The following is a 23,270-nucleotide window of genomic DNA, read 5'->3' as shown; positions in this document are numbered from 1 at the left end:
AGGACCCCCCATGAAAGCCATGCTCTACGAGGCCTTCGGCGCCGCGCCGAAGATCACCACCCTCCCCGATCCCGCGCCTGCACCGGGCGGCGTCGTGCTGAAGGTCGAGGCGACGGGCCTTTGCCGCAGCGACTGGCACGGATGGATGGGCCACGACCCGGACATCGAGCTGCCGCATGTGCCCGGGCATGAACTGGCCGGCACCGTCGCGGCGGTTGGTGAGAGCGTCACGCGCTGGTCCGAGGGCGACCGCGTGACCGTTCCTTTCATCTGCTCCTGTGGCACCTGCCCGGAATGCCACGCGGGGCACCAGCAGGTTTGCGACAACCAGTTTCAACCCGGCTTCACCCATTGGGGCAGCTATGCCGAATTCGTCGCGCTGCCACAGGCGGACCTGAACCTTGTCGGGCTGCCGCCTGACATGAGGTTCGATACCGCGGCCAGCCTCGGCTGCCGCTTTGCCACCAGTTTCCGCGCCGTGGTCGACCAGGGGCGGGTCTCCGGCGGCGAATGGGTCGCCGTGCATGGCTGCGGTGGCGTGGGGCTGTCCGCCATCATGATCGCGCGGGCGATGGGCGCGCGGGTCCTGGCGGTGGACATCGACGCGGACAAGCTGGACATGGCACGCAGCATGGGCGCCACGGCGGTCGTGGACGCGCGCGCCGGGAACGTGCCAGAGGCCGTGCGCGACCTGACGCGGGGTGGCGCGCATCTGTCGATCGACGCCCTCGGCCACCCCGAGACCTGCGCGAACTCGATCCTTTGCCTGCGCAAGCGCGGCCGCCATGTGCAGGTCGGCCTGCTGCTGGGCGACCAGAGCCGTCCGCCCCTGCCGATGGATCGCGTGATCGGCTGGGAACTGGAAATCCTCGGCAGCCACGGTATGCAGGCGCACCGTTATGGTACCATGCTGGACATGATCGCCAGCGGCGCCCTGTCCCCAGACCAGTTGGTCGGCGACCGGATCAGCCTTGAAGAGGCGGTGCCTGCGTTGATGGACATGGACAGTTTTCAGGCGCGCGGCGCGACGGTCATCACCCGGTTCTGACCTCAGCCGCGCAATTCTTCGCGCACCTGCATCAAGATTTCGCCCAGCCGGTTCAGCCCCTGCCCGTCCGGGCCGCAGCCCCAGTAGGCATCCATTGGCGCGTTTTCGACGATCTGCGCGTCACCCGTGGACAAGAGCAGGTCGCGCGGCCCCCGGTGCAGGGTGAACTTGTCAAGGACGGCCTCCATCATGATCCCGTCCTTGACCTCTTCCCAGTCACTGCGGAGCGGGATGTCACGGGTCATGCCCAGCGCCTTGGCCTGCTTCGGGCGCGAACACATGCGGATGCGTTCCCGGTGGGCGATGTCTTGGAACTTCATCGCCTGAAAATAATGTTCGACCGTGCGCCACCACAGGCCCTCCTTGTCCACGCCAAAGGGCGCAAAGTTCGAGAACTCTCCGTAAGGGTCGGTCTGGGCGTAGAAATAGATCGTGTCGGTCATGGCGCCAGAAACCCCGGAAGCGCCCGCAGTGCCAGTCCGGTATTCCCGACGTACATTCAGCCCCCCTGCGTATCGATGGCGCGCAGGAAAATAGACGCGCCGATTGCGATCAGGTCGTCGGGAAAGTCATAGTCGGGATTGTGCAGCGCCGGAGCCTCCTCCCCGGCCCCCAGAAAAAACATGGCAGAGGGCATCACGCTGCCGAACAGCCCGAAATCCTCGGAGGCACGCATGGGCACGGCGGCATCCTTGCGCGGCAGTCCTTCGACCGCGCGTTCCAGCAGGGCCACCGCCTCGGGCGCATTCACGCAATGGCCAAAGGCCTCGTACACCGTGATCTCCGTGCCAAAGCCCCGCGCCGAACCGGCGATCATGCCCCGTGCCTCGGCCTCAAGATCCGCCATCTGGTCATCCAGCAGTGTCCGCAGGGTGACATAAAGCTCGGCCTCGCCGGGCGCCACGCCGAATGCAGGCACGCCCAGCCGGGCATGGGTCACGGTGGCCAGCCGGAACCGCACGTCATCGGTCGGCAGATCACGGCTGAGCCCGGCCAGACCTGGGATCAGCGCGGCCAGCGCCACGCCGGGCGACATGCCGGTCTCGGGCTGCGAGGCATGGGCGGTGCGCCCGCTCAAACGCACGCGCAAGCCGCGCGAGGCACAGTTGGCTGGCCCCTCTCGCAATGCCACGGCACCCAGCGGCAAGCCGGGCAGGTTGTGCAGTGAAATCGCCATCCGCGCGCCCAGCGCGGCAAAGCGCGGGTCCGCCAGCACCGCGCGCGCCCCAGCCCCAGTCTCCTCGGCCGGCTGGAATAGCAGGATCACCCGGCCCGCAGGCGAGGACCGTGACAAAACCTGCGCCACCGCGTGCAGGATCGCCATGTGACCGTCATGTCCGCAAAGATGGGCAACCCCCGGCTGTTCCGATCGCCAGGCGGGCGCGCCGGTTTCCTCGATCGGCAGCGCGTCCAGCTCGCACCGGATCACAAGCCCGTCTTGCCCGCTGCCAAAGACCGCCGCCACGCCGGTACCCCCCAGCCCGGTGATGACTTCGGCCGCGCCCAGCGCCCGCATTTCCGCGGCGATACGCACGGCGGTGGCATGTTCCGCCCCGGACAATTCCGGCGCCCGGTGCAGCGCATGGCGCAAGGCCCGCGCCCGTTGCAAAACGCTTGCGTCGATCGCATCCACTGCGGACATGCCTTCCCCCTTGCCGATAGAGCAGCCTTTCACGGCGCAGGCCCCCGATGCAAGCCCGGCAGGCTCTTCCCAGCTCGCGATCTAGCTGGCACAGTCACCGCATGAAGGATCTCGTCTGCCCCTCGCCCCGGACCGGACTGCGCCCGCCGTCGCAGGTCATGCGCCTGCACCGCATGGGCGCAAGCTTTCCGACACGATTGAGCTTTCTGCGGGTTCTGACCCGACGCTTGGCCGCCGAAGGGGCGAGGCTGCGGCGCCCGGTCTGGAACATCGGTGCGGAGGGTTTTGGCCATGCGGTCTATACCATTGCACTGGGCGGGCACGACTACAGCCTTGTCGCCGTCTCGACCCATCTGCCCGACGAGATGCGCACCGACCGCGTGATCGCGACCGCCTGGGACACGGCCTATGTCCTTTATGATGGCGTGCCCGACTCCGATGAAATCGCCCGCATCTGCGCCGCCGCTCCGCAACAGGAGGCCGCCCGCTACACGGAAAGGGACCTGGTCCTGTCGCGTGCCAACAAATCCGTGCGGCTGTTTTCCCACGTGATCGAACGCCTGCGCGCGGGCCGGCAACCGGATGAGGCGCTGGTCAACGAGGTCGGCTACCTGATGCGGACAACGGCGGTTTACGGGAACGGCAAGTTCGGCATCGCCGACCGGGGGCTGATCGAGGGCCGGCCGGGGATCGAAGGTCCCTTTGCCGCCGAGATGCTGACGGTCTGGATGATCCGCAGCTTTACCCACGATCTTGTCGAGCACCTGGGCGGCACGGCCCTGGATCCGGCCCTGAAACGCCACCTTGGAATCGGCAATTCCACCGGGCTGGGCATGGCTCCCTTCCTGGTCTCGCATCCCGTTTTGCTGAACAACTGGATGCAGGCGCGGGAAACCGCCCTGGCCAGGGTTCGCGCCCTGCCCACGCTGGGACGCGAAGACCGCACAAGGCTGACCACCCTGTGCGATCGAGTGGCCGCGCACCTTGTAGAATGGCAGGTGCCAGCCCCCGACCACCAGGCGCGGATCGACCTGATCCGGGCCGAATGGCCCGCAATCCGCGGCTTTGTCGAGGAGCTTCCGCAGGACTCGCCGGTCGACGCGCTGATCCGCCGGTCCGAGGCCTTTTCGGTCGACACGCAGGAGCTTTGTGTTGCGCTGGCGCTGGAACCCTTCGGGGACATCGTGGACGACCTCGCCGCGGGCATGACGGACCCGCTGGCCCCGTCGGTAAACGGGTTCGACGACGCCCAATCCCTTCGCACGGCCATCGAAACGCATTTCGATTGGGTGCTGCGGCTGGATTTCGAAGAGACCGCACAGCAACGCCGCTTCTGGTACGTCTCCGAAGAAAAGCTTGAACCCAGGCTGGGCGATCGTTTCGACGACCCCGGCGCGGACCGCGAAAGCCCGCTGGACATTGCGCGGCGCGTGCAGGCGCTCTGGCATGCGCTGGATGGCGTCACGGACCTGCGCGCCTTTCGCGCCGCCCGGCCCGAACATGAGCTGGCCATAGCCCGGGTTGCCTGCCTGGCCGCGCATCCCTATGCCGAAATCCGCGACAACCTGATCGCCGAAAGCTGTCTGCCCATCGACATGTTGCGCTGCAAGCTGGCCTTTTTCGGCGCCACCAAGTTCGATCCGAAATCCGATCGCTGGACACGCATCACCCTTGCCCAGGGCGCCCCGCTGCCCGAGGACCTGGCGACTGCGCGGGCCGATGACTGGTGGCTTGCGGGGTTGGGCGCATGAGCTATTCCGCCAATGAAATCGCCACGCTGGCCCAGAAGGCCGCGCGCGGCGCCGGTTTTCCGCCGCACCAGGCGCAGATTTTCGGCGCCGCGACGGTGCAATTCCTGGCCAGCGGAGGAGAGGCGCAGGCCCTGCTGGACGCGCTCTCCGATCCTGATGACAGCCCGATCCTGCGCCTTCCGCTGCTGGTCGAGGACATCCAACGCGCGGTGGACCTCGCCGGTCCTGAGATCACCCTCACCCTGCAACCGGGGGACGAGGCGCTGGCCCCGGCCTATGCCCGCCTGACCGCCCTGCACATCACGCGCGCCGAGCTGGGCCAAAGCGAGGACGGACTGCCCCGGTTGTGTCTGGACACCGCCCCCGTTCAGGGCGCGGCCCCCACCCTCCCCCCGCGCATCGCGGCAGATCCGGCGCTGATAGACCGGCTGTCCACCCTCGCGGCCCTGACATATGTCCCGGCCACGGACAGCTCGCGCAGCGCCGGCGCCGGAGCGGGCGACATCGACAACGACTGACCCGGGCGCGGCTTGCCCATTCCGGCGCCCCGTGCTTCTCTCCGCCAAAATTCAGGAGAGTCCCATGCCCCACCCTTTGCTGACCCAGGCCGACATCGACGATTACCAGCGCAATGGCGTGGTCGTTGTGCGGGGGCTCTGGGCTGACCAGGTTGAAACGCTGCGCGCCGGAGTGGCCCGCAACATGTCCGAACCGGGTCCCTACGCGGCAGAAAACCTCAAGGAGGGCGAGGCCGGGCGTTTCTTTGATGACTACTGCAACTGGCAGCGCATCCCCGAGTTCGAAGAGGTCATCCGCAGCTCTCCCGTGGCCGAGGTCGCCGCGGACCTGATGCGGTCGGACAGCGCGCAGCTGTTCCACGATCATGTGCTGGTCAAGGAGCCGGGTACGTCAAAGCCCACGCCCTGGCACCAGGACGGCCCCTATTACTTTGTCGAGGGTCGCCAGACCGTCAGTTTCTGGAGCCCGCTGGACCCGGTGCGCGAAGCCACCCTGCGCTGCGTCGCCGGATCCCACCTCTGGGAAAAGCCCGTGCTGCCGACGCGTTGGCTGTCCGAGGAGGATTTCTATCCCGACGCGGATGCCTACATGCCGGTGCCGGATCCGGACGCCGAAGGCATGGAAGTTCGCGAATGGGCGCTGGAACCAGGCGATGCCGTGGCCTTCAACTTTGCCGTCCTTCACGGCGCGCGCGGCAATGACAGCCCGACGCGGCGCCGTGCCTTCTCGTTGCGGCTGGTGGGCGATGACGCGCGCTATACCAAGCGACCCGGCCCCACCTCTCCGCCGTTCCCCGGCCACGACATGACCGAGGGCCAGCGCCTGCGCGAGGATTGGTTCCCGGTCCTGTTCAACCGCTGAATCCGGTCCGACGGGCGCCTCTTGGGTCAGCAATTCAAAGGGCGGTGGGCTGTCTCAGGCGAAAGGATCGTCCGGATAGCCCACGCCCATCAGGCTCAGCCCGTCCGGTGGGCAGACCGGCCCGCAGGCGGCGCGCGACCGCGCCTCGAGCGCCGTCTTCACGTCCTCCGGTGCCCAGGCACCGGCGCCGACCCGTTCCAAGGTGCCCACGATAGACCGCACCTGGTTGTGCAGGAAACTGCGGGCACGCAGGAAGAAATGTACTTCGGGACCGGCCAGCCCCTCGACCCGCCTGATGGTGATCTCGTCCATCGTCTTGACCGGCGATTTCGCCTGGCACATGACGGATCGGAAGGTGGTGAAGTCGTTCTGACCCAGTAGGTGGGCCGCGCCGTCGCGCATGGCATCGACGTCAAGCTCGTGGTTGACCCGCCAGACCTGCCCCGCCTCCAGCGTCGCGGGCGCCCGCCGCATCAACAGCCGGAACAGGTAGCGCCGTTCGACCGCTGAGAACCGTGCGTGCCAGTCATCGGAGACCGCCGATGCCGCGCGGATCGCCACCGGTGCGGGCTTGAGGTGAAAGTTCAGCGCCTCGGACAGGCGAAAGGGATCCCAGTCCTTGTCCATGTCGCAATGGGCCACCTGCCCGCGCGCGTGCACCCCGGCGTCAGTGCGCCCTGCGGCGGCGATGGTATGGTCGCGCGGTTCCAGTCGGGCCAGCGCCGCCTCGATGGCCGCCTGAACCGAAGGCTGATCCGCCTGCCGCTGCCAGCCCGCGAAGGGACGGCCGTCATATTCCACCAAAAGCGCATACCTGGGCATGACGCGCCTCCTAGCCGTACACCGGACCAAGGGCAATCCCGCCAGGCTGTCCCGCGCGCGACAAGACGAGGATGGGCGCGTGGGAGACGCGCCGCGCGCGGGGCGCAACATTGCCCACATTCCCCCTGTCCGCCTCTGGCCCCGCACCGCGGCAATGACTAAGTTCGCATCCGAACCGAAGGGAAAGGCCCGGAACTCATGGTCATTGGCGCCATCGCCGACACGCTCACCCGGAGCGTCGAGAATGTCACCGGCACCTTGTCGGAAACCTTCTTCGAACCGACCCTCCGGCTGGGTGTCACCGGGCTGTCCCGGGCGGGCAAGACCGTCTTCATCACCTCGCTGGTGGCGAACCTGATGGACCGCGCCCGCATGGCGCAACTGGTGGCCGAAAGCGAACAGCGCATCCTTTCGGCCTTTCTGCAGCCCCAGCCCGACGACACGCTGCCGCGCTTCGACTATGAAACCCACCTAGGCGCCCTGACCGCCCGCACGCCGCATTGGCCGGACAGCACCCGCGCCGTTTCGGAACTGCGTCTGTCGCTGAAAATCCGGCCCGCCGGACTGCTGGCGGGCCTGCAGGGGCCACGCACCCTGCACCTCGATATCGTCGACTATCCTGGCGAATGGCTGCTGGACCTCTCGCTGATGGACAAATCCTATGCCGAGTGGTCCCAGGACATGCTGGAACGGCTGGAGCTTCGTCCCGGCGGCCCGGAAACGCTGGACCGGATACGGGCCGAAGACGGCAGCGCCGAACTGGACGAAACCCGCGCGCGGGCACTTTCAGAGGCCTATACACAAAGCCTGCACGCCGCCCGCAACGCCGGTTTCTCCGACTGTTCGCCGGGACGGTTCCTTCTTCCCGGGGAACTGGAAGGCTCGCCCGTGCTGACCTTTGCGCCGCTGCCTGCGGTCAGTGGCGCGCCACGCCGCTCGCTCTACCGCGAATTCGAACGGCGCTATGACAGCTACAAGTCGCGCGTGGTCAAACCCTTCTTCCGCGACCATTTCAGCCGCATCGACCGGCAGATCGTGCTGGTGGATACGCTTGGCGCCATCCATGCCGGGCCGCGCGCGATGGAGGACCTGCGCCGCACCCTCGCCGAGATCCTGACCGCCTTCCGCCCCGGCACCAATGCCTTTCTGACCAACCTCCTGATGGGCAAACGGGTGGAAAAGATCCTGTTCGCCGCCACCAAGGCCGATCACCTGCACCACCTGCAACACGGTCGCCTGACCGGCATCATGGAGGCCCTGACCCGCGAGGCGCGCGACCGGGCGCGCTTTGCCGGGGCCGAGACGCAGGCCATGTCCATCGCCGCCCTGCGCGCGACGACGGAACAGATGATGCCCCATCAGGGCAGCGAACTGCCCTGCGTGCGCGGCACCCTGATGGACAGTGGCAAGCAGGCGGCCTTTTACCCCGGTGAATTGCCGGAAGATCCGACGCACCTGTTGGGCAGCGCCCGCGAAGGGGCGGAAAAATGGCTCGATCAGGATTACTCGGTGATGAATTTCGCCCCCGCGCCGCTGACCCTGAAACCCGGCGAAGGCCCGCCGCACATCCGGCTGGACCGCGCGGCACAATTCCTGATCGGGGATCGGCTGTGACCGCCGAAACGATTACCCTGCGCGCAGCGGACCCGGGCGATGCCGGACGGCTTGGCGCGATGATCACAGAGGCGGTCGAGGCCCGCGCATGGAAACCGCGCCTGCATTCGGCGGCGCAGGACATCTCGCACGCGGGCACGCTGATTGATCGCGGCTGGGTCACGGTGGCAGAACTGGGGCCGGAGGTTGCGGGGTTCCTCGCCCGCGAGGGGTCTGAAATCCACGCGCTTTTCGTGGCGGGCTGGGCGCAGGGGCGGCGGCTGGGCAGCGCATTGCTGGACCATGCCAAAGCCCGCACCGACCGGCTGGAACTCTGGACCTTTCAGCAGAACGCGGGCGCGCAGCGCTTCTACCTGCGCCACGGCTTTGCCGAGACGGGTCGCACCGATGGCGACAACGAAGAAGGCCTGCCCGACATCCATTACCTCTGGCGCCGCGATGCGGGCGCCCTGCAGGAGCCTGTGACATGAGCCAGCCCCCCAAGGGTCCCGTCCTGATCGACCTCGACGACGACGGCGCAACGCCCAGCCCGTCCGAAGCGCCCCCCGTCCCCGAACCGCACCTGCCCCCGCCAGAGGGGGCCGCCATGACCACCGTCGCGGCGCTGGCCACGCGCGATCCGTCGCCGCTGGCGCGCTGGTTCTGGCGGCTGCTGCTGGCGCTGGTGGGCACGCTCGTTTCCATCGCGGCTTGGCGCTTTGTGACCGATCTGATCGCCAGCAACGCGATGCTCGGCTGGGCCGTGACCGCGCTCTTCGCCGCTTTCGGGCTTGTCTGCCTGATGATCATCATCAAGGAAATCGCGGCCTTCTCGCGGCTTGCACGGATCGACGCCTTACACCATGCCGCCGAAACCGCCCTGGCCGACGAGGACCTTGCCGGGGCGCGCAAGCTGACCGACGACCTGGTGACGCTTTACAAGGGGCGCGAAGACACGCGCTGGGGTCGGGACAAGCTGAAATCCCGGCGCGACGAGATATTCGACGCCTCCGGCCTTCTGACCCATGCCGAGGATGCGCTGCTCGCTCCGCTGGACACGGCGGCGCGGCGCGAGGTCGAGGCAGCGGCGCGGCAAGTGGCGACCGTGACGGCACTAGTGCCGCTGGCGCTGGCCGACGTGGTGGCGGCGCTGACCGCCAACCTGCGGATGATCCGCCGGATCGCCGAGATCTACGGCGGGCGCTCGGGCACGCTGGGCAGCTGGCGGCTGACGCGGGCGGTGATGTCCCACCTTGTCGCCACGGGGGCCGTGGCGGTGGGCGACGAAATGCTGGAACCGATCCTGGGCGGCGGCCTGCTGGGCAAGCTGTCGCGGCGCTTTGGCGAGGGGATGGTCAACGGCGCCCTGACCGCACGCGTCGGCGTCGCGGCGATGGAGGTCTGCCGCCCCCTGCCCTTCGGCAAGGGCAAACGCCCCTCGGTCCGGGCGATCATCCGCAGCTCGCTTAGCGGCCTCGTGATGCAGGACAAAGGGTGACACGGCCGGCTTGCGCGGGGTCCGGCATTCCGGACCTGTGCAGCGCCGGCCCCCCGTCCTAGACTGCGCGACCGAAGACATCGGAGACCGTCGACGGATGGAAGCGCTACTCGTTATTCTGGGTTTGGGCCTGCTGGCTCTGCCCATCGTGGTGATCGTCACGGTCGTCATGCAGGTCCGCACGCGCCGCGAGGTGCGCGCCTTGCAGGCCCGTCTGCAGGATCTCGAACGCAGCCTTGCGCAAACCACCCGTCCAGCCCCGGCAGAGCGGCCAAGGCCCGCGCCTGTGACCGCCAGCGCGCCGCGGGATGCCGCCCGATCCGCCACACCGCAGCCGGCCAACCTGTCGCCCGCGCCCGGAGAGGCCCCCAAGGCGCCCGCGAAACAGGCGCCGGCAAGCCCGCCCGCTCGGCCGCCAGCGCCCGCCCGTACCGAAGCCCCCCGCCCCTCCGCGCCTTCCCCGGCCGCACCCTCGGCCTTTGACCGGCTGGGCCGCTGGCTGCAGGAAAACTGGTTCTACGCCATTGCCGCCGTCTCGCTGTCGCTGGCCGGGATCTTCCTGGTCCAATACGGGATCGAAACCGGATTGCTGACGCCGACCGCCCGCGTGATCGCGGCGCTGGTATTCGGCGCTGCCCTGATCGCCGGAGGAGAGACCATCCGACGGCGGTTTGGCGACGACGAAAGCAGTTCGACCGTCTACCTGCCGTCCGTGCTGTCGGGCGCGGGCCTCGTCTCGCTGATGGGCGGCATTCTTGCGGCGCGGCTGCTGTATGACCTCGTCGGGCCAGGTTTCGCCTTGTCGGCGCTGTTCGGCGTCGCACTGTTCGGGCTGGTCCTGGGTTGGCGGCATGGCCCCCTGTTGGCGGCCATCGGATTGATCGGTGGCATGGGCGCTCCCTTTGTCGTCGGTGGACAAAGCGACGCGCCCGAGTGGTTCCTGGTCTACTTCGGCCTGCTCGCAGGCATGGGCCTGGGCATCGACACGCTGCGTCGCTGGGCCTGGGTCAGCGTGCTGTCGGTGGTGCTGGCGCTGGGCGCAGGGCTGCTGCTGGCGACGTCGGGCGGTGAGGCGATGATGGCGGGCCTCGCGGCCTTTGGCGTCGCGCTGGTGATCATGGTCCTGCTGATTCCTTCGCGCGGCTTGGCACCCGACCATGAGGGACCCGGCCTCGTGCAATCCGTGCTGGAGACCGGCGCTCGCGGACGGCCCGGTTTTCCGCTGATCCTGGCCCTCGGCACATTGGCGGCGGCCTGCGCGATCCTCGTCCATGCCGCGCCTGAAAGCGCATTGACCTGGCGGTTGTCTCTTGCATTGGCCTCGGGCCTGGCCGTGGCACTGACGCTGTGGTCACGCGGGGCGCCCGCCTTGCAGGAACTGGTGGCACTGCCGGTCCTGACCCTGCTGGCGCTGATCGGAATGCCGGATCTGAACGCCCCCGCGCAGGACGTGCTGACAGCGCGGTTCATCGCCGGGCAAGAGCTGACCGAACAGCGGATGCTGATGGCTTTCACGCTGATCCTGCTGGCAGCGGTGCTGCCGGGGCTGGCCGCGGCCTGGCGCAGCCTGCAACCCGGGGGCCACGCCGCCTGGGCCGCGGTCGCGGCCCTGATCGCCCCGCTTGCGGGGTTGGCGCTGGAATTCGGCTGGCACCCGGCGATGATGATCGGCGCCTGGCCCTGGGCGCTGCACGCGCTGGCACTGGCAGGACTGATGGTGGCCAAGGCGGCGCGGTTTGCCCAGGCCGACCCCGGGGACCGGCTGCGGCCCGCCCTGGCCACGGTTTCGGCCCTGGCCTGCATCGCGTTTGCCCTGACCGTCCTGCTGACCGATGCCGCCCTGACGCTGGCACTGGCGGCTGTCGTGGTCAGCGCCACCGCGCTGGACCGGCGGTTCGACCTGCCGCAGATGACCGGCTTTGTCGCGGCGGGCGTGCTGGCCCTGGGCTATCGGCTGTTGATCCAGCCGGGGCTCCCCTGGGCGTTGGAGGCGCCGGTGCTGGAGATGCTGGCCGCCTATGGCGGAACCCTCGCGGCCCTGCTGGGCGCGCTGATGCTGGGCCAGTCCCGGCCACGCCCCCGCGCGCAGGTCTTCCTGGAAAGCGCCGCCTGGTCGGTGGGCGGCATGACGGTCAGCCTGACACTGTATCACGCCATCGAGGCCTACGTGGGCCATGTCCCGAAAGAGGCGCATTGGGCGCTGGGTCTTTATGCGACGATCTGGATCGGCACCGCGCTGGCCCAACTGGAACGCCTGAAGGCGGGCGGCGCGCTGCGCTGGCTGCGCGCCGGGCTGGCGGCCGTCTTTGGCCTGGTGTCGCTGATCTGGCTCGCGCTGGGCGTCACCCTGGGCAACCCGCTCTTCGAGGAACAGGTGATACACGGCCTGATCGGGGTGAACACGCTGATTCCGGCCTACCTGCTGCCGGCGGCGGTTCTGTTGGCGGGCGCCCTTCGGCTGATCCACCTGCGGCGCTGGCTGCGCGTGGTGATCGGCGCGCCCGGTGCTCTCCTGGCGCTCTTGTGGCTGGGACTGGTGATCCGCCACGCCTGGCAGGGCGGCACGTTGATGCACACCGCCAACGGCATCACCGACGGCGAGCTGTACAGCTATACCGTCGGCCTGCTGCTGGCCGGGGCCGGGCTGTTCTACCAGTCACTGGCGCGCAGCTCTGACGGGTTGCGCCGGGCCGGGGTCGCCGTGATCGCACTGGCCGTGGCCAAGGTCTTTCTGATCGACATCTCGGGACTGGCGGGCTTGGTCAGGGTGTTTTCCTTCCTGTTGCTGGGCCTTTCGCTGGCGGGGCTGGCATGGGTCAACCGCTGGGCACAGACCCGCGCCACACCGGCGCCCGAAGCCTGAGGGTGCGACGCCCGCGCCCTTGACCGCAGGCGTCGCGCGCGCCAACCAAGAGGGGCCGAACGAGGGAGAGCGGGCACATGGACCTGCCGGAACATGGCCATTCCGAAGGCGAGATCGCCGAGCGCCTGGCCCACCCGCCGGGCCGTGGCGACCTGAGCGATGCGGTCTATGGCGCCATCGACGGGTGTGTAACCACCTTTGCCATCGTCGCGGGCGTGGCGGGCGCCGGGCTGTCGCCCTTCGTGATCGTGGCGCTTGGGCTGGCCAACGTGCTGGCGGACGGGTTTTCGATGGCCGCCGGGAACTTCTCGGCCACCAAGGCCGACCGCGACAACAAGCTGCGCCTGCGCCAGGTCGAGGAACGCCATATCCGCCTTTACCCGGATGGAGAGCGCCGCGAGTTGCGCGAGATCCTGCGCCAGAAAGGCCTGTCAGGCGCAACGCTCGACGACGCGGTAGAGCAGATCGCGAAGAACCGCCAGATCTGGATCGAGACCATGCTGGAAGGCGAGTACGGCATCGGCTCTGTCGATCCGCATCCAATGCGCGCCGCGCTGGTGACATTCGGCGCCTTCCTGGTGGCGGGCGCCGTGCCGCTCCTGCCCTTCCTGATCGGGCTGGCGCATGGGTTCACGGTGGCCAGCGTGCTGACGCTGGTGACCTTCTTTGCCATCGGATCGCTGAAAAGTATCTGGTCGCTGGCCCCCTGGTGGCGGTCGGGGCTGGAGACGCTGGCCATCGGCGGCGTGGCCGCGGGGATCGCCTACTGGGTCGGTTCCTTGTTTGGGTAGCCGGCAGGGAAGTCGGGTATACCTCACTCGCGCCAAACGGGAGTCCGGCACAGGATGGCGCTATTGTTTCCGCCCTTTCCCATTTGCCCGGACCCTTTTTCCCATGATCGATTTCCTGTCCACCGCCGAGCCAGAGGACATCTTTCGCGCCATCGGCCTCTGCGGGTTCTTCCTTTATGTCGGCGTGTACGCGGCGCTCAGCTTTCGGCTGGTGACCGGGGATTGTCTGACCTATTTTGTCGGCAATACGGCGGCCGCGTCGCTGGTGCTGATCGGCCTCAGCCATGAATTCAACCTGGCTTCGGCCTTGATCCAGGTGTTCTGGATCAGCATAGGAATCGCGGCCATTGTCCTGCGCCTGGTACGCAGGGGATCCGACCGCCGGGCAGAGGCTGCCCGGACAAGGCGCGTCACGCTTCGGGAGGCGCGAGAGAACCGAACGGCGGCAGAAGGTCCCCGCAGACAAGCCGCGTCAGGATACCCTGAATCGGTTTCAGCGTAGACATCGGGTACAGCACCCTGTCGCGCAGGATCGGTAACAGGCGGCTGTCGCCCTGGTACTGCGGCGTGAAAAGCCGGCTCATCAACTGGTAGCTGCGAACGTGCCAGCGCCGCGCCCGGGCATAGGTCAGCGCGGCCAGCGGCAGGTCATCATGTGCCAGCTTCAGAGCCTGCGCCAGGGCCCAGGCATCCAGAAGCGCCATGTTCGCCCCCTGCCCCAGCTGCGGGCTGGCGCGATGTGCCGCATCGCCGATATGCACCACGCGCTCGCGAAAGGGGCGCCTCAGGGTGCCATGCGCGTAGCGCGCCATCGTCATCTGGCCCGGATCGGTGATCTGGCTGATGAAGGGCGCGAAATCGGGCCAGAGCGCCACGGCCTCGGCCTGCCAGTCCTCCAGACCTCGGTCCAGCCAGGCCGCATGACTGCCGGACGGCAGAGACCAGAAGATCGCGCTGCGAAATCCCTCCTGCCCGGGAACGGCCCCCACGGGCAGGACGCCCATCATCCGGTCGGCGCGGCGATAGGCCTGGCGCAGTTCGTTGCGTGGCAGATCGGTCCTGTCCGGCCAGTTGACCGTCGCCCAGAGCGCGCCGTAGCCCAGCGGTCGGGCGCGCATCGGCGACAACGGAGAACCGGCGCCGGTGGCATCCACGATGAGATCGAAAGGACCTGCGCTGCCATTCTCGAACAAGAGCTTGCCGTCCTTTTCACCGGTGACGCGATGCCCGGGCTCCAGCCGCGCACCGGATGCCAAAGCAGTGTCGAACAATGCCTGGAACAGGGCGGCCCGGTGGATCGCCAGGCCAAACCGGGGCACACCCGGCGCGTCATAGGCCACGTCAAGCACAGGGAGCCCGCTGTTGGCCTCGTGGCCGAACATGCGGTGGATGCGGTTGCCCTTGGCCATCGCTGCGGGCAAGGCGCCCAGCTGTTCCAGGACGTCCAGGCCCACCGGCTGCAGCACCAGCCCCGAACCGACCGGCGCGGGCGCCTCGAACTGGTCGAAGACGGTCACGTCGTGGCCGGACTGCCGCAGCGCCGTGGCCGCCGCCAGGCCACCCATTCCGGCCCCGGCGATCGCGATGTCGAGTTTTCTGGACATGCCGCCCCTCCCAACCGACAGGGAAGCCCGGAGAGGCACGACAGCGCAAGCGGCGCACTGCCGCAGGCGGCCTGAATTTCCTGCAAACCGCGGCGACTGACGCAAAGAAGCCCGGGACCGGTAATGCCGGCCCCGGGCGCTGCCACCCGCCCGGGCGGGTTCATTCGGCGGGAACCGCCGGTTCCGTCGGAGCGATGGGCGCGTTTGTCTCTGCCTCGGGCGCGGCGGTGCCCAGGGTCGGGTCCATCGCCGTCGGCGCCCCTGCAGGATCAATGGCCGCCGGATCGACCGGCGTCGTGGTCGAACCCGAGCCGTAAGCGATCAGCGCCACGACCCCGAGGCCGACCAACAGAGCGACCAGGATGCCCAGTGCCGACCCACCGGAACGGCGCGAACTGGCAAGGCGATCGTCGATGCGCTCTTCGGGCGAATAGCGGGCTTCGTGTTGTCGCAGGTACGGGTCTGTCGTCTGATGTGTCATCTGGCTTTCCTTTCCTCCTGGCGCGCCGGGAGTGGCCGGCGCTCATGTACCAAGATGGGGAAGCTACGCGCCCGGAAAACCCGCCGATCCCGACGCGAAACCGGATCGGTCAAGGCCCGCCGAAACGGCAGAGTCGCCTCGGCGGGTTCCGGCGGATACAACCCAAGGATGTCACCAGACAGCCGTTTCCCGCCCATGCTGCAGGGCGGCATCGCAGGTTCCCGCCGATGCCTGCCCACTTTACGCGCCCGCACGGCGGGCCTATAAGGCGCGCAAGATGACGTACCATGTGTTCATCATTCGAATTACATGCCCGGCGCTCTGAGGATACGAGCCGCCGGGACAAGGCGTATGAGACGTCGCGCCGCCCCAACATCCTGACCGACACCAGTGATTCAAAGGACGCCACAAATGTGCGCCGACACGACCGAAACGACAGTGCCCGACTACAAGACCACACTGTCCCTGCCGAAAACCGATTTCCCCATGCGCGCCGGCCTGCCCAAGCGCGAACCCGACTGGCTGGCCCGCTGGGAAAAGATCGGCGTCTATGACCGCCTGCGCGAGAAAGAGGGCCGACCGGCCTTCACGCTGCACGATGGTCCGCCCTATGCCAACGGCCACCTGCACATCGGCCACGCGCTGAACAAGGTCCTCAAGGATTTCATCGTCCGCTCGCAGCAGATGATGGGTAAGGACGCGCGTTACATCCCCGGTTGGGACTGCCACGGGTTGCCGATCGAATGGAAGATCGAGCAGAAATACCGCGAAAAAGGCCAGAACAAGGACGAGGTCGACGTGGTCGACTTTCGCCAGGAATGCCGCAAGTTCGCCGACGGCTGGATCGACATCCAGCGCGAAGAGTTCAAGCGCCTGGGCGTGACCGGCAACTGGGTCGATCCCTACCTGACGATGAACTTTCACGCCGAGCGGGTGATCGCGGAAGAGTTCCAGAAGTTCCTGATGAACGGGACGCTCTACCAGGGGTCCAAGCCGGTGATGTGGTCGCCGGTGGAAAAGACCGCCCTGGCCGAGGCCGAGGTGGAATACCACGATCACAAGTCGCACACGATCTGGGTGCCGTTCGATGTTGTCTCCGCAGCGGACTTCCCGAATACCGGCGCCTGCATGGACACGGACCTGCTGTCCGCCCGCGTGGTGATCTGGACAACCACCCCCTGGACCATCCCCTCGAACAAGGCAGTCGCCTACAACCCGGCGATCTCCTACGGCCTCTACGAGGTCACGGGCACGCCCGAGGAATGCTGGGTCAAGGTGGGCGATACCTATCTTCTGGCCGATGCACTGGCCGAAGAGGTGCTGACCAAGGCCCGCCTGTCCGACGGACAATGGACCCGTGTCCGCGATGTTTCCGCTGACGAGCTGGCCGGGCTGACCCTCGCCCACCCCTTCCGGGGCGTCGAGGGCGGCGAGGACTTCTGGAACTACGACGTGCCGATGATCGATGGTGAGCACGTCACCGACGAGGCCGGGACCGGCTTTGTCCACACCGCGCCCAGCCACGGCCAGGAGGACTATGACGCCTTCGTCAAGCGCGGCTGGATGGACCGGATGACCCACAACATCGGCGAAGCGGGCGAGTTCCTGCCCCATGTGCCGCTGTTCAAGGGGCTGGAGGTCATCACCGCCAAGGGCAAGGAAGGCAAGGCCAACACCGCCGTCATCGACAAGCTGGTCGAGGTCGGCGGGCTGATCGCGCGCGGGCGGATGACGCACAGCTATCCGCATTCCTGGCGGTCCAAGGCGCCGGTGATCTACCGCAACACGCCGCAATGGTTCGCCGCCATCGACCGCGAGGTCGGCGACGGTCAGGACACCTATGGCAAGACAATCCGCGAACGCGCCCTGACCAGCATCGACAAGCTGGTCAAATGGACACCGCAGACCGGGCGCAACCGGCTGTACTCCATGATCGAGGCGCGGCCCGACTGGGTCCTGTCGCGCCAGCGCGCCTGGGGTGTGCCGCTGACCTGTTTCGTGAAACGCGCGGCCATGCCGACGGACGCGGATTTCCTGCTGCGCGACGAGGCCGTCAACGCCCGCATCCTCGAGGCTTTCGAGGCCGAGGGCGCGGATGCGTGGTACAAACCCGGCGCCAAGGAACGGTTCCTGGGCAATGACTATGACCCCAGCGAATGGGAACAGGTCTTCGACATCCTCGATGTCTGGTTCGACAGTGGCTCGACCCATGCCTTCGTGCTGCGCGACCGGCCGGACGGCTCCGAGGACGGTATCGCGGACCTCTACCTCGAAGGCACCGACCAGCACCGCGGCTGGTTCCATTCCTCGATGCTGCAGGCCTGCGGCACGCTGGGCCGCGCGCCCTATCGCGGCGTGCTGACTCACGGCTTTACGCTGGACGAGAAGGGCAACAAGATGTCCAAGTCGCTCGGCAATACCGTGGCGCCCGAGGACGTAACCAAGCAATACGGCGCGGACATCCTGCGGCTTTGGGTGGCACAGGCGGATTACACCGCCGATCTGCGCATCGGTCCGGAGATCCTGAAAGGCACCGCCGACGGTTATCGCCGGTTGCGCAACACCCTGCGCTACATGCTGGGCGCGGTGACGCATTTCACCGAGGATCAGCGCGTCGACGCCAAGGACATGCCCGAGCTGGAACGCTACATCCTGCACCGCCTTGCGGAACTGGATCACGTGGTGCGCGAAGGCTATGCCGCCTATGACTTCCAGGGTGTCTACCAGCAGCTGTTCAACTTCTGCACCGTGGAACTGTCGGCCTTCTACTTCGACATCCGCAAGGACGCGCTGTATTGCGATGGCGACACCGCACGCCGCCGCGCCGCGCGCACGGTCATGGACCTGCTGTTCCACCGCCTGACCACCTGGCTGGCGCCGATCCTGGTGTTCACGATGGAAGAGGTCTGGCTGGAACGCTTCCCGGGCGACGATAGCTCGATCCACCTGCAGGACATCCCCGAGACGCCCAAGGACTGGCTGGACGAACCGCTGGCGGCCAAGTGGCAGATGGTGCGCCGCGCCCGCCGTGTCGTCACCGCCGCGCTGGAGGTGCAGCGCACCGACAAGGTGATCGGCGCCTCGCTGGAAGCGGCGCCGGTGGTGCATGTGCGGGAGCCGGACATGCTGGAGGCGCTGAAATCGGTCGCCTTCGAGGATGTCTGCATCACCTCGGACATCTTCCTGACCGGCGACCCGATGCCGAACGAGGCCTACCGGATGCCCGAGGTCGAAGGCGTCGGCGTGGTCTTTGAGAAGGCGGACGGCGAAAAGTGCCAGCGGTGCTGGAAGATCCTGCCGGACGTGGGCCACCATGCCCACCCCGCCACCTGCAAACGCTGCAACGCCGCCCTGGACTGATCCCCGGAGCGCATCGAATAGCCTGCAAGGCCCGAAGTCCTGCCGGACTTCGGGCCTTTTTCATGGCCGTCCAGGGCCTTTCCCTCCGGCGTTGCCCGAAAGGTGACGTAGGGTTAGGCTATCAAAAAACAGACGAGGGATGCCATGAACCGCCGTTTCTTCCTGTTGGGCGCCGCCGCGCTTGTGCCCGCCTGCGGCATGATGCCCGGGCAGGCCCTGGCGCTTGCCCCCAACTCCACGCTGATCGTCACACGCCATGCCGACCGCGACGGCGAGGACCTGAATGCGCGGGGGCGCGAACGCGCGCGGGCGCTGGTGCAGGCGGTCAAGGATTTCGACATCGACCTGATCTTCAGCCCCGGCATAAAGCGCAACCTCGACACCGCCGCGCCGCTGGCGGGCGCCCGTGGGCTGGCCGTGAACCGCCTGCCACAAGAGGCGCCGACCGCCGGCCTCGTGCAGAGCGGCGCGGGCAAGACGCTGATCTGGATTGGCAACAAGGGCAATATCGCCACGATCTGGGAGGACCTGGGCCTGTCCGAGCCAATGCCCATCGAATACGGCGACCTTCACATCGTTCGGGCGGATGCACAGGGACGGGTGACGATTGAACGCCGCCGCTATGGCCCCAACTGACGCAGAGATCGCCGCAGTTCTGATGGATCTGGCCCGCGCAAGAGGACCCGGCAAGAGTCTGTGCCCGTCAGAGGCGGCAAAGACACTGGCCAGCGACTGGCGCCCGCTGATGCCCCGCGTCCGGCAGGTCGCGGCAACCCTGCCGCTGGTCGCCACCCAGAAAGGGCGCCCGGTCGACCCGACTGGCGCCTTCGGCCCGATCCGGTTGTCTTTGCACCGGGATTGACCCCGGGTCCGAAACCGGCGTTCAGATCAGTCCCCGGTCCCGCCCGATCATCGCGGCATGGGTCCGGTTGCGCGCCTCCAGCTTGCGCGAGAGCGTCTTGACGTGGAGCTTTACGGTGACCTCCTGCAGGTCAAGGTCGCGGGCGATTTCCTTGTTTGACTTGCCTTCGCAGATGCCCTGCAGGACCTGCTGTTCCCTGCGGGTAAGAATGTCATCCTCGCCCTTGCCGCCGGTTTTCAGGAACTCGATCGGAGTGTAGACCTCTCCGGCGGCCATGAAACGGGCTGCCGTCAGCAACGACCGGGCGCTGAGCGTCTTGGGGATGAACCCTTGTGCCCCCGCCTTCAGCGCCGCCGTGGCCACGTCGCGCGTGGCACTGCCGGACAGGATCGCCACCGGGCGCCCCTCGTTCGCGGCGCGCATGCGTTCCAACCCCTCCAGCCCGTTCATGCCAGGCATGTTATAGTCCAGCAGCACGAGATCGAAACTGCCGCTCGATTTGGCGAGCGAAACCGCATCCTGCAGCGTGGCCACGGTACAGACTTCTTCGACATCCGCACCGTCCAGATAAGCCGCAATCGTGTCCCGCACCAGGTCGTGGTCGTCTGCAACCAGAATTCTCATCTTTCAACTCGTCCCATCTGCGCCGATGGCGGATACACGCACAGTGGCAGTCTAGCCCGCCACGGCGCCTCAGGAACCCTGAAAGATACAGAAAACGCTACCTATTACAAACATCAGTTCCGGTCAGATGACACTTTGACCGGCTTTGGCCCCTTGCGCCCGCCTCTCTGCCCCGTTTTTCTGGAGAGGGCCGTTGGCCAGCCAGGAGATCCGGATGATCCAAGCCACCCACGCCCCGGTCACGCAGAGATGCAGTCGCCCGCCCTCGTCCTCGGGCGGCAGCACCGCGTGACCCAGGGACCCGAACGCACCCCGGGCCGCGATGGGCCCGGCTGGATGTCCAGCCTGCCGAACTGGCTGACGGGGATCGTCATTGTGATGATCGTGGTGTCCATCGCGGTGCTGGTCCTGGACCTGCAACAGCAGACACGCCGGCTGGCCTCGTCGGCGGCGGACAACATGCAGTGGACCCTGGGCCAGGCCGAGGTCGAACTGATGGCATTGGAAATTTCCGCCCTGCGCGCCGATACGGGCGACGTCTCGCTGAGCGATGTACGTCTGCGCTATGACATCTTCTACAGCCGGGTCGAGACGCTGACCGAAAGCCACAGGTTCGAAACCCTGATGCAGATCGGCGTGATGCCCGAACGGATCGAGGAAATCCGGACGTTTCGCAGCACCTGGCTGCCCTTGATCGACGGGCCGGACGAGGCCCTGAGGGCCGCCCTGCCCGACCTGGCAGAAGATGCAAGGTCGGTGCGCACCACCGTGCGCGACACCACCCTGGCCGGGGTCGAGTTCTTTTCCCAACAGGGCTTTGAACAGCGCGACAGCCTGAGCCGGAGCATGGTGCGCGTCGGCCTTCTGACCGTCGCCCTCGTGATCCTCCTGGCGGTTCTGGCGCTGATGCTGTTCCGGCTGGCCCGCAAGAGCGACGCCGAGGCCCGTGCCAACCGCGAGACACGCGAGCGGATCGAGACGATCCTGTCCACGTCGCTGGACGCGGTCGTGGTCTCGGATGCCGCCGGGCGCATCCTGGACTACAACGGCGCCGCCGAGCGCATCTTCGGCTATGATCGCAACCAGGCGCTGGGGGCGGACATGGCCGACCTGATCGTACCGGATCATTACCGCGCCGCGCACCGGCGCGGGATGGCCCGGTTCCGCCGTGACGGTGACGCGCGGGTGATCGGCAAAGGGATCGTGCGGCTGGACGCCCGCCGCAGCGACGGCACGGTCTTTCCCGTCGACCTTTCCCTGGCCCGGGCGCAAAGTCCCGCCGGCGAAATCTACATCGCCTTCCTGCGCGACATCTCGGACCGGGTCCGCAACGAGGCCGAGCTGAAACGCGCCCGCGACCGCGCCATCGCAGGCGAAAAACAGAAAGCCGAACTGCTGGCCGTCATGAGCCACGAAATGCGGACGCCGCTGAACGGGATGCTGGGCACGCTGGAACTGGTCGATGACCAGTCGCTGGACGCGCGTCACCAACGCTACCTGCGGATCGTGCGCGACTCGGGCCGTATCCTGCTGGGCCATGTGAACGACGTGCTGGACATCTCGCGGCTGGACGCGGGCAAGATGACACTGCGCAAGAGCGGTTTTGACCTGGTTAGACTGCTGGAAGACATCGTCGACAACCAGGGCCAGCACGCCAGCGCCCGGGGAAACCGGCTGATCCTGGTGCCCCCAAACCCCGAATTGCACCGGGTCTACGGCGATCCCGACCGGTTGCGCCAGATCCTGTTGAACCTCGTCGGCAACGCGATCAAGTTCACATGGAACGGGCGGATCACGCTGGAGGCCGACTGCGCCGCCGGGCTGGAGTCGGTCGAACTGCGCGTGACGGACACCGGGATCGGCATCGCCGAAGAGGACATCGACCGGATCTTCGAGGATTTCGTCACCATCGACAGCACCTATGGACGCAGCACCTCGGGCACGGGGCTGGGGCTGGGCATCTCGCTGCGGCTGGCCACGGTCCTGGGGGGTGAGCTGGGCGTGGAAAGCGAACCGGGGGACGGCAGCGTTTTCTGGTTGCGGGTGCCGCTGGCCCCGCCGGAAGAGAAACCCATGCCAGAGGTGCCCAGCCCGGAGCCCTGCGAGCGCCCCCCGGCCTGCGATGTCCTGCTGGTCGAGGACAACGAGATCAACCGCCTGGTGGGCCGCGACCTCCTGGAACGCGACGGCCACCGGGTCGAGACAGCCAACAGTGGCGAGGCGGCGCTTTCCGCCCTCGGAACCCGGCGTTTCGACGTGGTGATGATGGATATCTCGATGCCCGGCATGGACGGGATCGACGTGGCGCGCGCCTTGCGGCACAGCGCCGGAATCAACGCGGCAACCCCCGTGGTCGCCACCACCGCCCATGCCCTGCCGCAAGAGGTCGAGGCCTTTCATGCGGCCGGGATGCAGGCGGTGTTGATCAAGCCGTTGACGCTTGACGCGATCCGCACTGTCCTGACCGAGGTCTTGGCAGCAGGTGCAGCGGTCCGCCCTCTCGCGACCCGCCCGCCCGCGCCCGGTGACCAGACCACCGTGATCGACGAGGCTCACCTGGAGGAAATGCGCCAGGACCTCGCCCCGGCGCGACTGCGGCACCTGCACGAAAGGTTCCTGTTCGAGATGACCGATTTTCAGCATGCCATGCCCGACCTCGCCAAGGCCGGGATCACTGGGCAGGCGACCCTGGCCGCGGAGGCCCACCGCATGGCCGGGTCTGCCGCGATGATGGGCGCGGCCCGGCTGATGACGCTGCTGCAGGAGATCGAGCAGGCGGCCAAGGCCGGGAACGCAATGGAGCTGGACGGGCGCCAGGCCGATCTGGCCGAATGCTGGCAGACGACGCGCGACGCACTTTCCGCCGTGTTGCGCCCGGTAGAACAGTTGCACTGAGCCCGCTTTACCCCCTGTGCACGCTGCGTTTAAACACGAGGGGCCAGCGCAGCAGG

At 67.4% G+C, this 23,270-nt stretch carries 20 protein-coding genes; 14 read left to right on the top strand and 6 right to left on the bottom strand.

What is annotated here, in order from left to right:
- The first annotated feature begins 10 nt into the window (after nucleotides 1-10).
- Complete coding sequence (locus tag BLQ71_RS07465) at nucleotides 11-1,048, top strand: zinc-dependent alcohol dehydrogenase family protein (RefSeq protein ID WP_074621238.1); 1,038 nt, start codon at nucleotides 11-13, stop codon at nucleotides 1,046-1,048.
- 2 nt (nucleotides 1,049-1,050) lie between these two features.
- Here the strand turns inward: BLQ71_RS07465 and ybiA are convergent, their stop codons facing one another.
- On the bottom strand, nucleotides 1,051-1,491 hold the full coding sequence (gene ybiA, locus BLQ71_RS07460; protein ID WP_074621237.1) for a riboflavin biosynthesis intermediates N-glycosidase: 441 nt from the start codon (nucleotides 1,489-1,491) through the stop codon (nucleotides 1,051-1,053).
- Between the two features lie 56 nt (nucleotides 1,492-1,547).
- The gene (locus BLQ71_RS07455) at nucleotides 1,548-2,690 is read right to left on the bottom strand and encodes an amidohydrolase (protein WP_074621236.1); all 1,143 of its coding nucleotides are present in this window, start codon (nucleotides 2,688-2,690) and stop codon (nucleotides 1,548-1,550) included.
- A gap of 101 nt (nucleotides 2,691-2,791) precedes the next feature.
- Here BLQ71_RS07455 and BLQ71_RS07450 point away from each other — a divergent pair, with 101 nt between their 5' ends.
- The 3 genes from BLQ71_RS07450 (at nucleotide 2,792) to BLQ71_RS07440 (ending at nucleotide 5,821) form a co-directional block, all read left to right on the top strand.
- Nucleotides 2,792-4,441 carry a hypothetical protein gene (locus BLQ71_RS07450; RefSeq protein WP_074621235.1) on the top strand — a complete coding sequence of 550 codons (1,650 nt, stop codon included), beginning with the start codon at nucleotides 2,792-2,794 and terminating at the stop codon, nucleotides 4,439-4,441.
- Nucleotides 4,438-4,959, top strand: a complete 522-nt coding sequence (locus tag BLQ71_RS07445; protein ID WP_074621234.1) for a DUF3726 domain-containing protein — start codon at nucleotides 4,438-4,440, stop codon at nucleotides 4,957-4,959. The genes BLQ71_RS07450 and BLQ71_RS07445 overlap by 4 nt, the downstream gene beginning before the upstream one ends.
- 64 nt (nucleotides 4,960-5,023) lie before the next feature.
- Nucleotides 5,024-5,821, top strand: coding sequence for a phytanoyl-CoA dioxygenase family protein (locus BLQ71_RS07440; protein WP_074621233.1), 798 nt, complete (start codon nucleotides 5,024-5,026; stop codon nucleotides 5,819-5,821).
- Between the two features lie 54 nt (nucleotides 5,822-5,875).
- Here BLQ71_RS07440 and truA read toward each other — a convergent pair whose 3' ends face one another.
- Nucleotides 5,876-6,643, bottom strand: a complete 768-nt coding sequence (truA, locus tag BLQ71_RS07435) for a tRNA pseudouridine(38-40) synthase TruA (RefSeq protein WP_069211528.1) — start codon at nucleotides 6,641-6,643, stop codon at nucleotides 5,876-5,878.
- A 198-nt stretch (nucleotides 6,644-6,841) separates the two neighbouring features.
- Here truA and BLQ71_RS07430 point away from each other — a divergent pair, with 198 nt between their 5' ends.
- The 6 genes from BLQ71_RS07430 to BLQ71_RS27140 all read left to right on the top strand — a co-directional run bounded on the left by BLQ71_RS07430 (nucleotide 6,842) and on the right by BLQ71_RS27140 (nucleotide 13,890).
- A complete protein-coding gene (locus BLQ71_RS07430; protein ID WP_074621232.1) occupies nucleotides 6,842-8,257 on the top strand; it encodes a YcjX family GTP-binding protein in 1,416 nt (471 codons plus the stop codon).
- Nucleotides 8,254-8,727, top strand: a complete 474-nt coding sequence (locus tag BLQ71_RS07425; RefSeq protein ID WP_229754780.1) for a GNAT family N-acetyltransferase — start codon at nucleotides 8,254-8,256, stop codon at nucleotides 8,725-8,727. The genes BLQ71_RS07430 and BLQ71_RS07425 overlap by 4 nt, the downstream gene beginning before the upstream one ends.
- Complete coding sequence (locus BLQ71_RS07420) at nucleotides 8,724-9,734, top strand: YcjF family protein (RefSeq protein WP_074621231.1); 1,011 nt, start codon at nucleotides 8,724-8,726, stop codon at nucleotides 9,732-9,734. The genes BLQ71_RS07425 and BLQ71_RS07420 overlap by 4 nt, the downstream gene beginning before the upstream one ends.
- 97 nt (nucleotides 9,735-9,831) lie before the next feature.
- Nucleotides 9,832-12,597 (top strand): DUF2339 domain-containing protein, encoded by a 2,766-nt coding sequence (locus BLQ71_RS07415; RefSeq protein WP_074621230.1) that lies wholly within the window; start codon nucleotides 9,832-9,834, stop codon nucleotides 12,595-12,597.
- 83 nt (nucleotides 12,598-12,680) lie between these two features.
- Nucleotides 12,681-13,388: a VIT1/CCC1 transporter family protein gene (locus BLQ71_RS07410; RefSeq protein WP_083242265.1), complete on the top strand. Its 708-nt coding sequence runs from the start codon at nucleotides 12,681-12,683 to the stop codon at nucleotides 13,386-13,388.
- Nucleotides 13,389-13,491: 103 nt separating this feature from the next.
- The gene (locus tag BLQ71_RS27140; RefSeq protein WP_183520997.1) at nucleotides 13,492-13,890 is read left to right on the top strand and encodes a CBU_0592 family membrane protein; all 399 of its coding nucleotides are present in this window, start codon (nucleotides 13,492-13,494) and stop codon (nucleotides 13,888-13,890) included.
- Here BLQ71_RS27140 and BLQ71_RS07405 read toward each other — a convergent pair.
- Together BLQ71_RS07405 and BLQ71_RS07400 are read right to left on the bottom strand one after the other, a co-directional pair.
- Nucleotides 13,799-14,992 carry an FAD-dependent oxidoreductase gene (locus BLQ71_RS07405; RefSeq protein WP_074621229.1) on the bottom strand — a complete coding sequence of 398 codons (1,194 nt, stop codon included), beginning with the start codon at nucleotides 14,990-14,992 and terminating at the stop codon, nucleotides 13,799-13,801. The two genes, BLQ71_RS27140 and BLQ71_RS07405, sit on opposite strands and share 92 nt — an antisense overlap.
- Nucleotides 14,993-15,152: 160 nt before the next feature.
- Nucleotides 15,153-15,473: a hypothetical protein gene (locus BLQ71_RS07400; RefSeq protein WP_043136566.1), complete on the bottom strand. Its 321-nt coding sequence runs from the start codon at nucleotides 15,471-15,473 to the stop codon at nucleotides 15,153-15,155.
- Nucleotides 15,474-15,884: 411 nt separating this feature from the next.
- On the opposite strand from BLQ71_RS07400, the gene ileS reads away from it, so the two are divergent.
- From ileS to BLQ71_RS07385, 3 genes are all read left to right on the top strand, one after another.
- Nucleotides 15,885-18,833 (top strand): isoleucine--tRNA ligase, encoded by a 2,949-nt coding sequence (ileS, locus tag BLQ71_RS07395; protein ID WP_074621228.1) that lies wholly within the window; start codon nucleotides 15,885-15,887, stop codon nucleotides 18,831-18,833.
- Nucleotides 18,834-18,977: 144 nt separating this feature from the next.
- Nucleotides 18,978-19,469 (top strand): histidine phosphatase family protein, encoded by a 492-nt coding sequence (locus tag BLQ71_RS07390; RefSeq protein WP_069209127.1) that lies wholly within the window; start codon nucleotides 18,978-18,980, stop codon nucleotides 19,467-19,469.
- Entirely contained in the window at nucleotides 19,456-19,695 is a 240-nt protein-coding gene (locus tag BLQ71_RS07385) for a DUF3253 domain-containing protein (protein ID WP_088702304.1), read from the top strand. The genes BLQ71_RS07390 and BLQ71_RS07385 overlap by 14 nt, the downstream gene beginning before the upstream one ends.
- Before the next feature lie 21 nt (nucleotides 19,696-19,716).
- Here BLQ71_RS07385 and BLQ71_RS07380 read toward each other — a convergent pair whose 3' ends face one another.
- Nucleotides 19,717-20,319, bottom strand: coding sequence for a response regulator (locus BLQ71_RS07380; protein ID WP_043136561.1), 603 nt, complete (start codon nucleotides 20,317-20,319; stop codon nucleotides 19,717-19,719).
- A 288-nt stretch (nucleotides 20,320-20,607) separates the two neighbouring features.
- Here BLQ71_RS07380 and BLQ71_RS07375 point away from each other — a divergent pair, with 288 nt between their 5' ends.
- Nucleotides 20,608-23,214 carry a PAS domain-containing hybrid sensor histidine kinase/response regulator gene (locus BLQ71_RS07375; RefSeq protein WP_175459226.1) on the top strand — a complete coding sequence of 869 codons (2,607 nt, stop codon included), beginning with the start codon at nucleotides 20,608-20,610 and terminating at the stop codon, nucleotides 23,212-23,214.
- The last annotated feature ends 56 nt before the right edge of the window (nucleotides 23,215-23,270 follow it).

This window comes from Antarctobacter albus (genome assembly GCF_900101505.1).
Taxonomy (GTDB): domain Bacteria; phylum Pseudomonadota; class Alphaproteobacteria; order Rhodobacterales; family Rhodobacteraceae; genus Antarctobacter; species Antarctobacter albus.
This window is presented reverse-complemented; position numbering and strand designations above follow the sequence as displayed.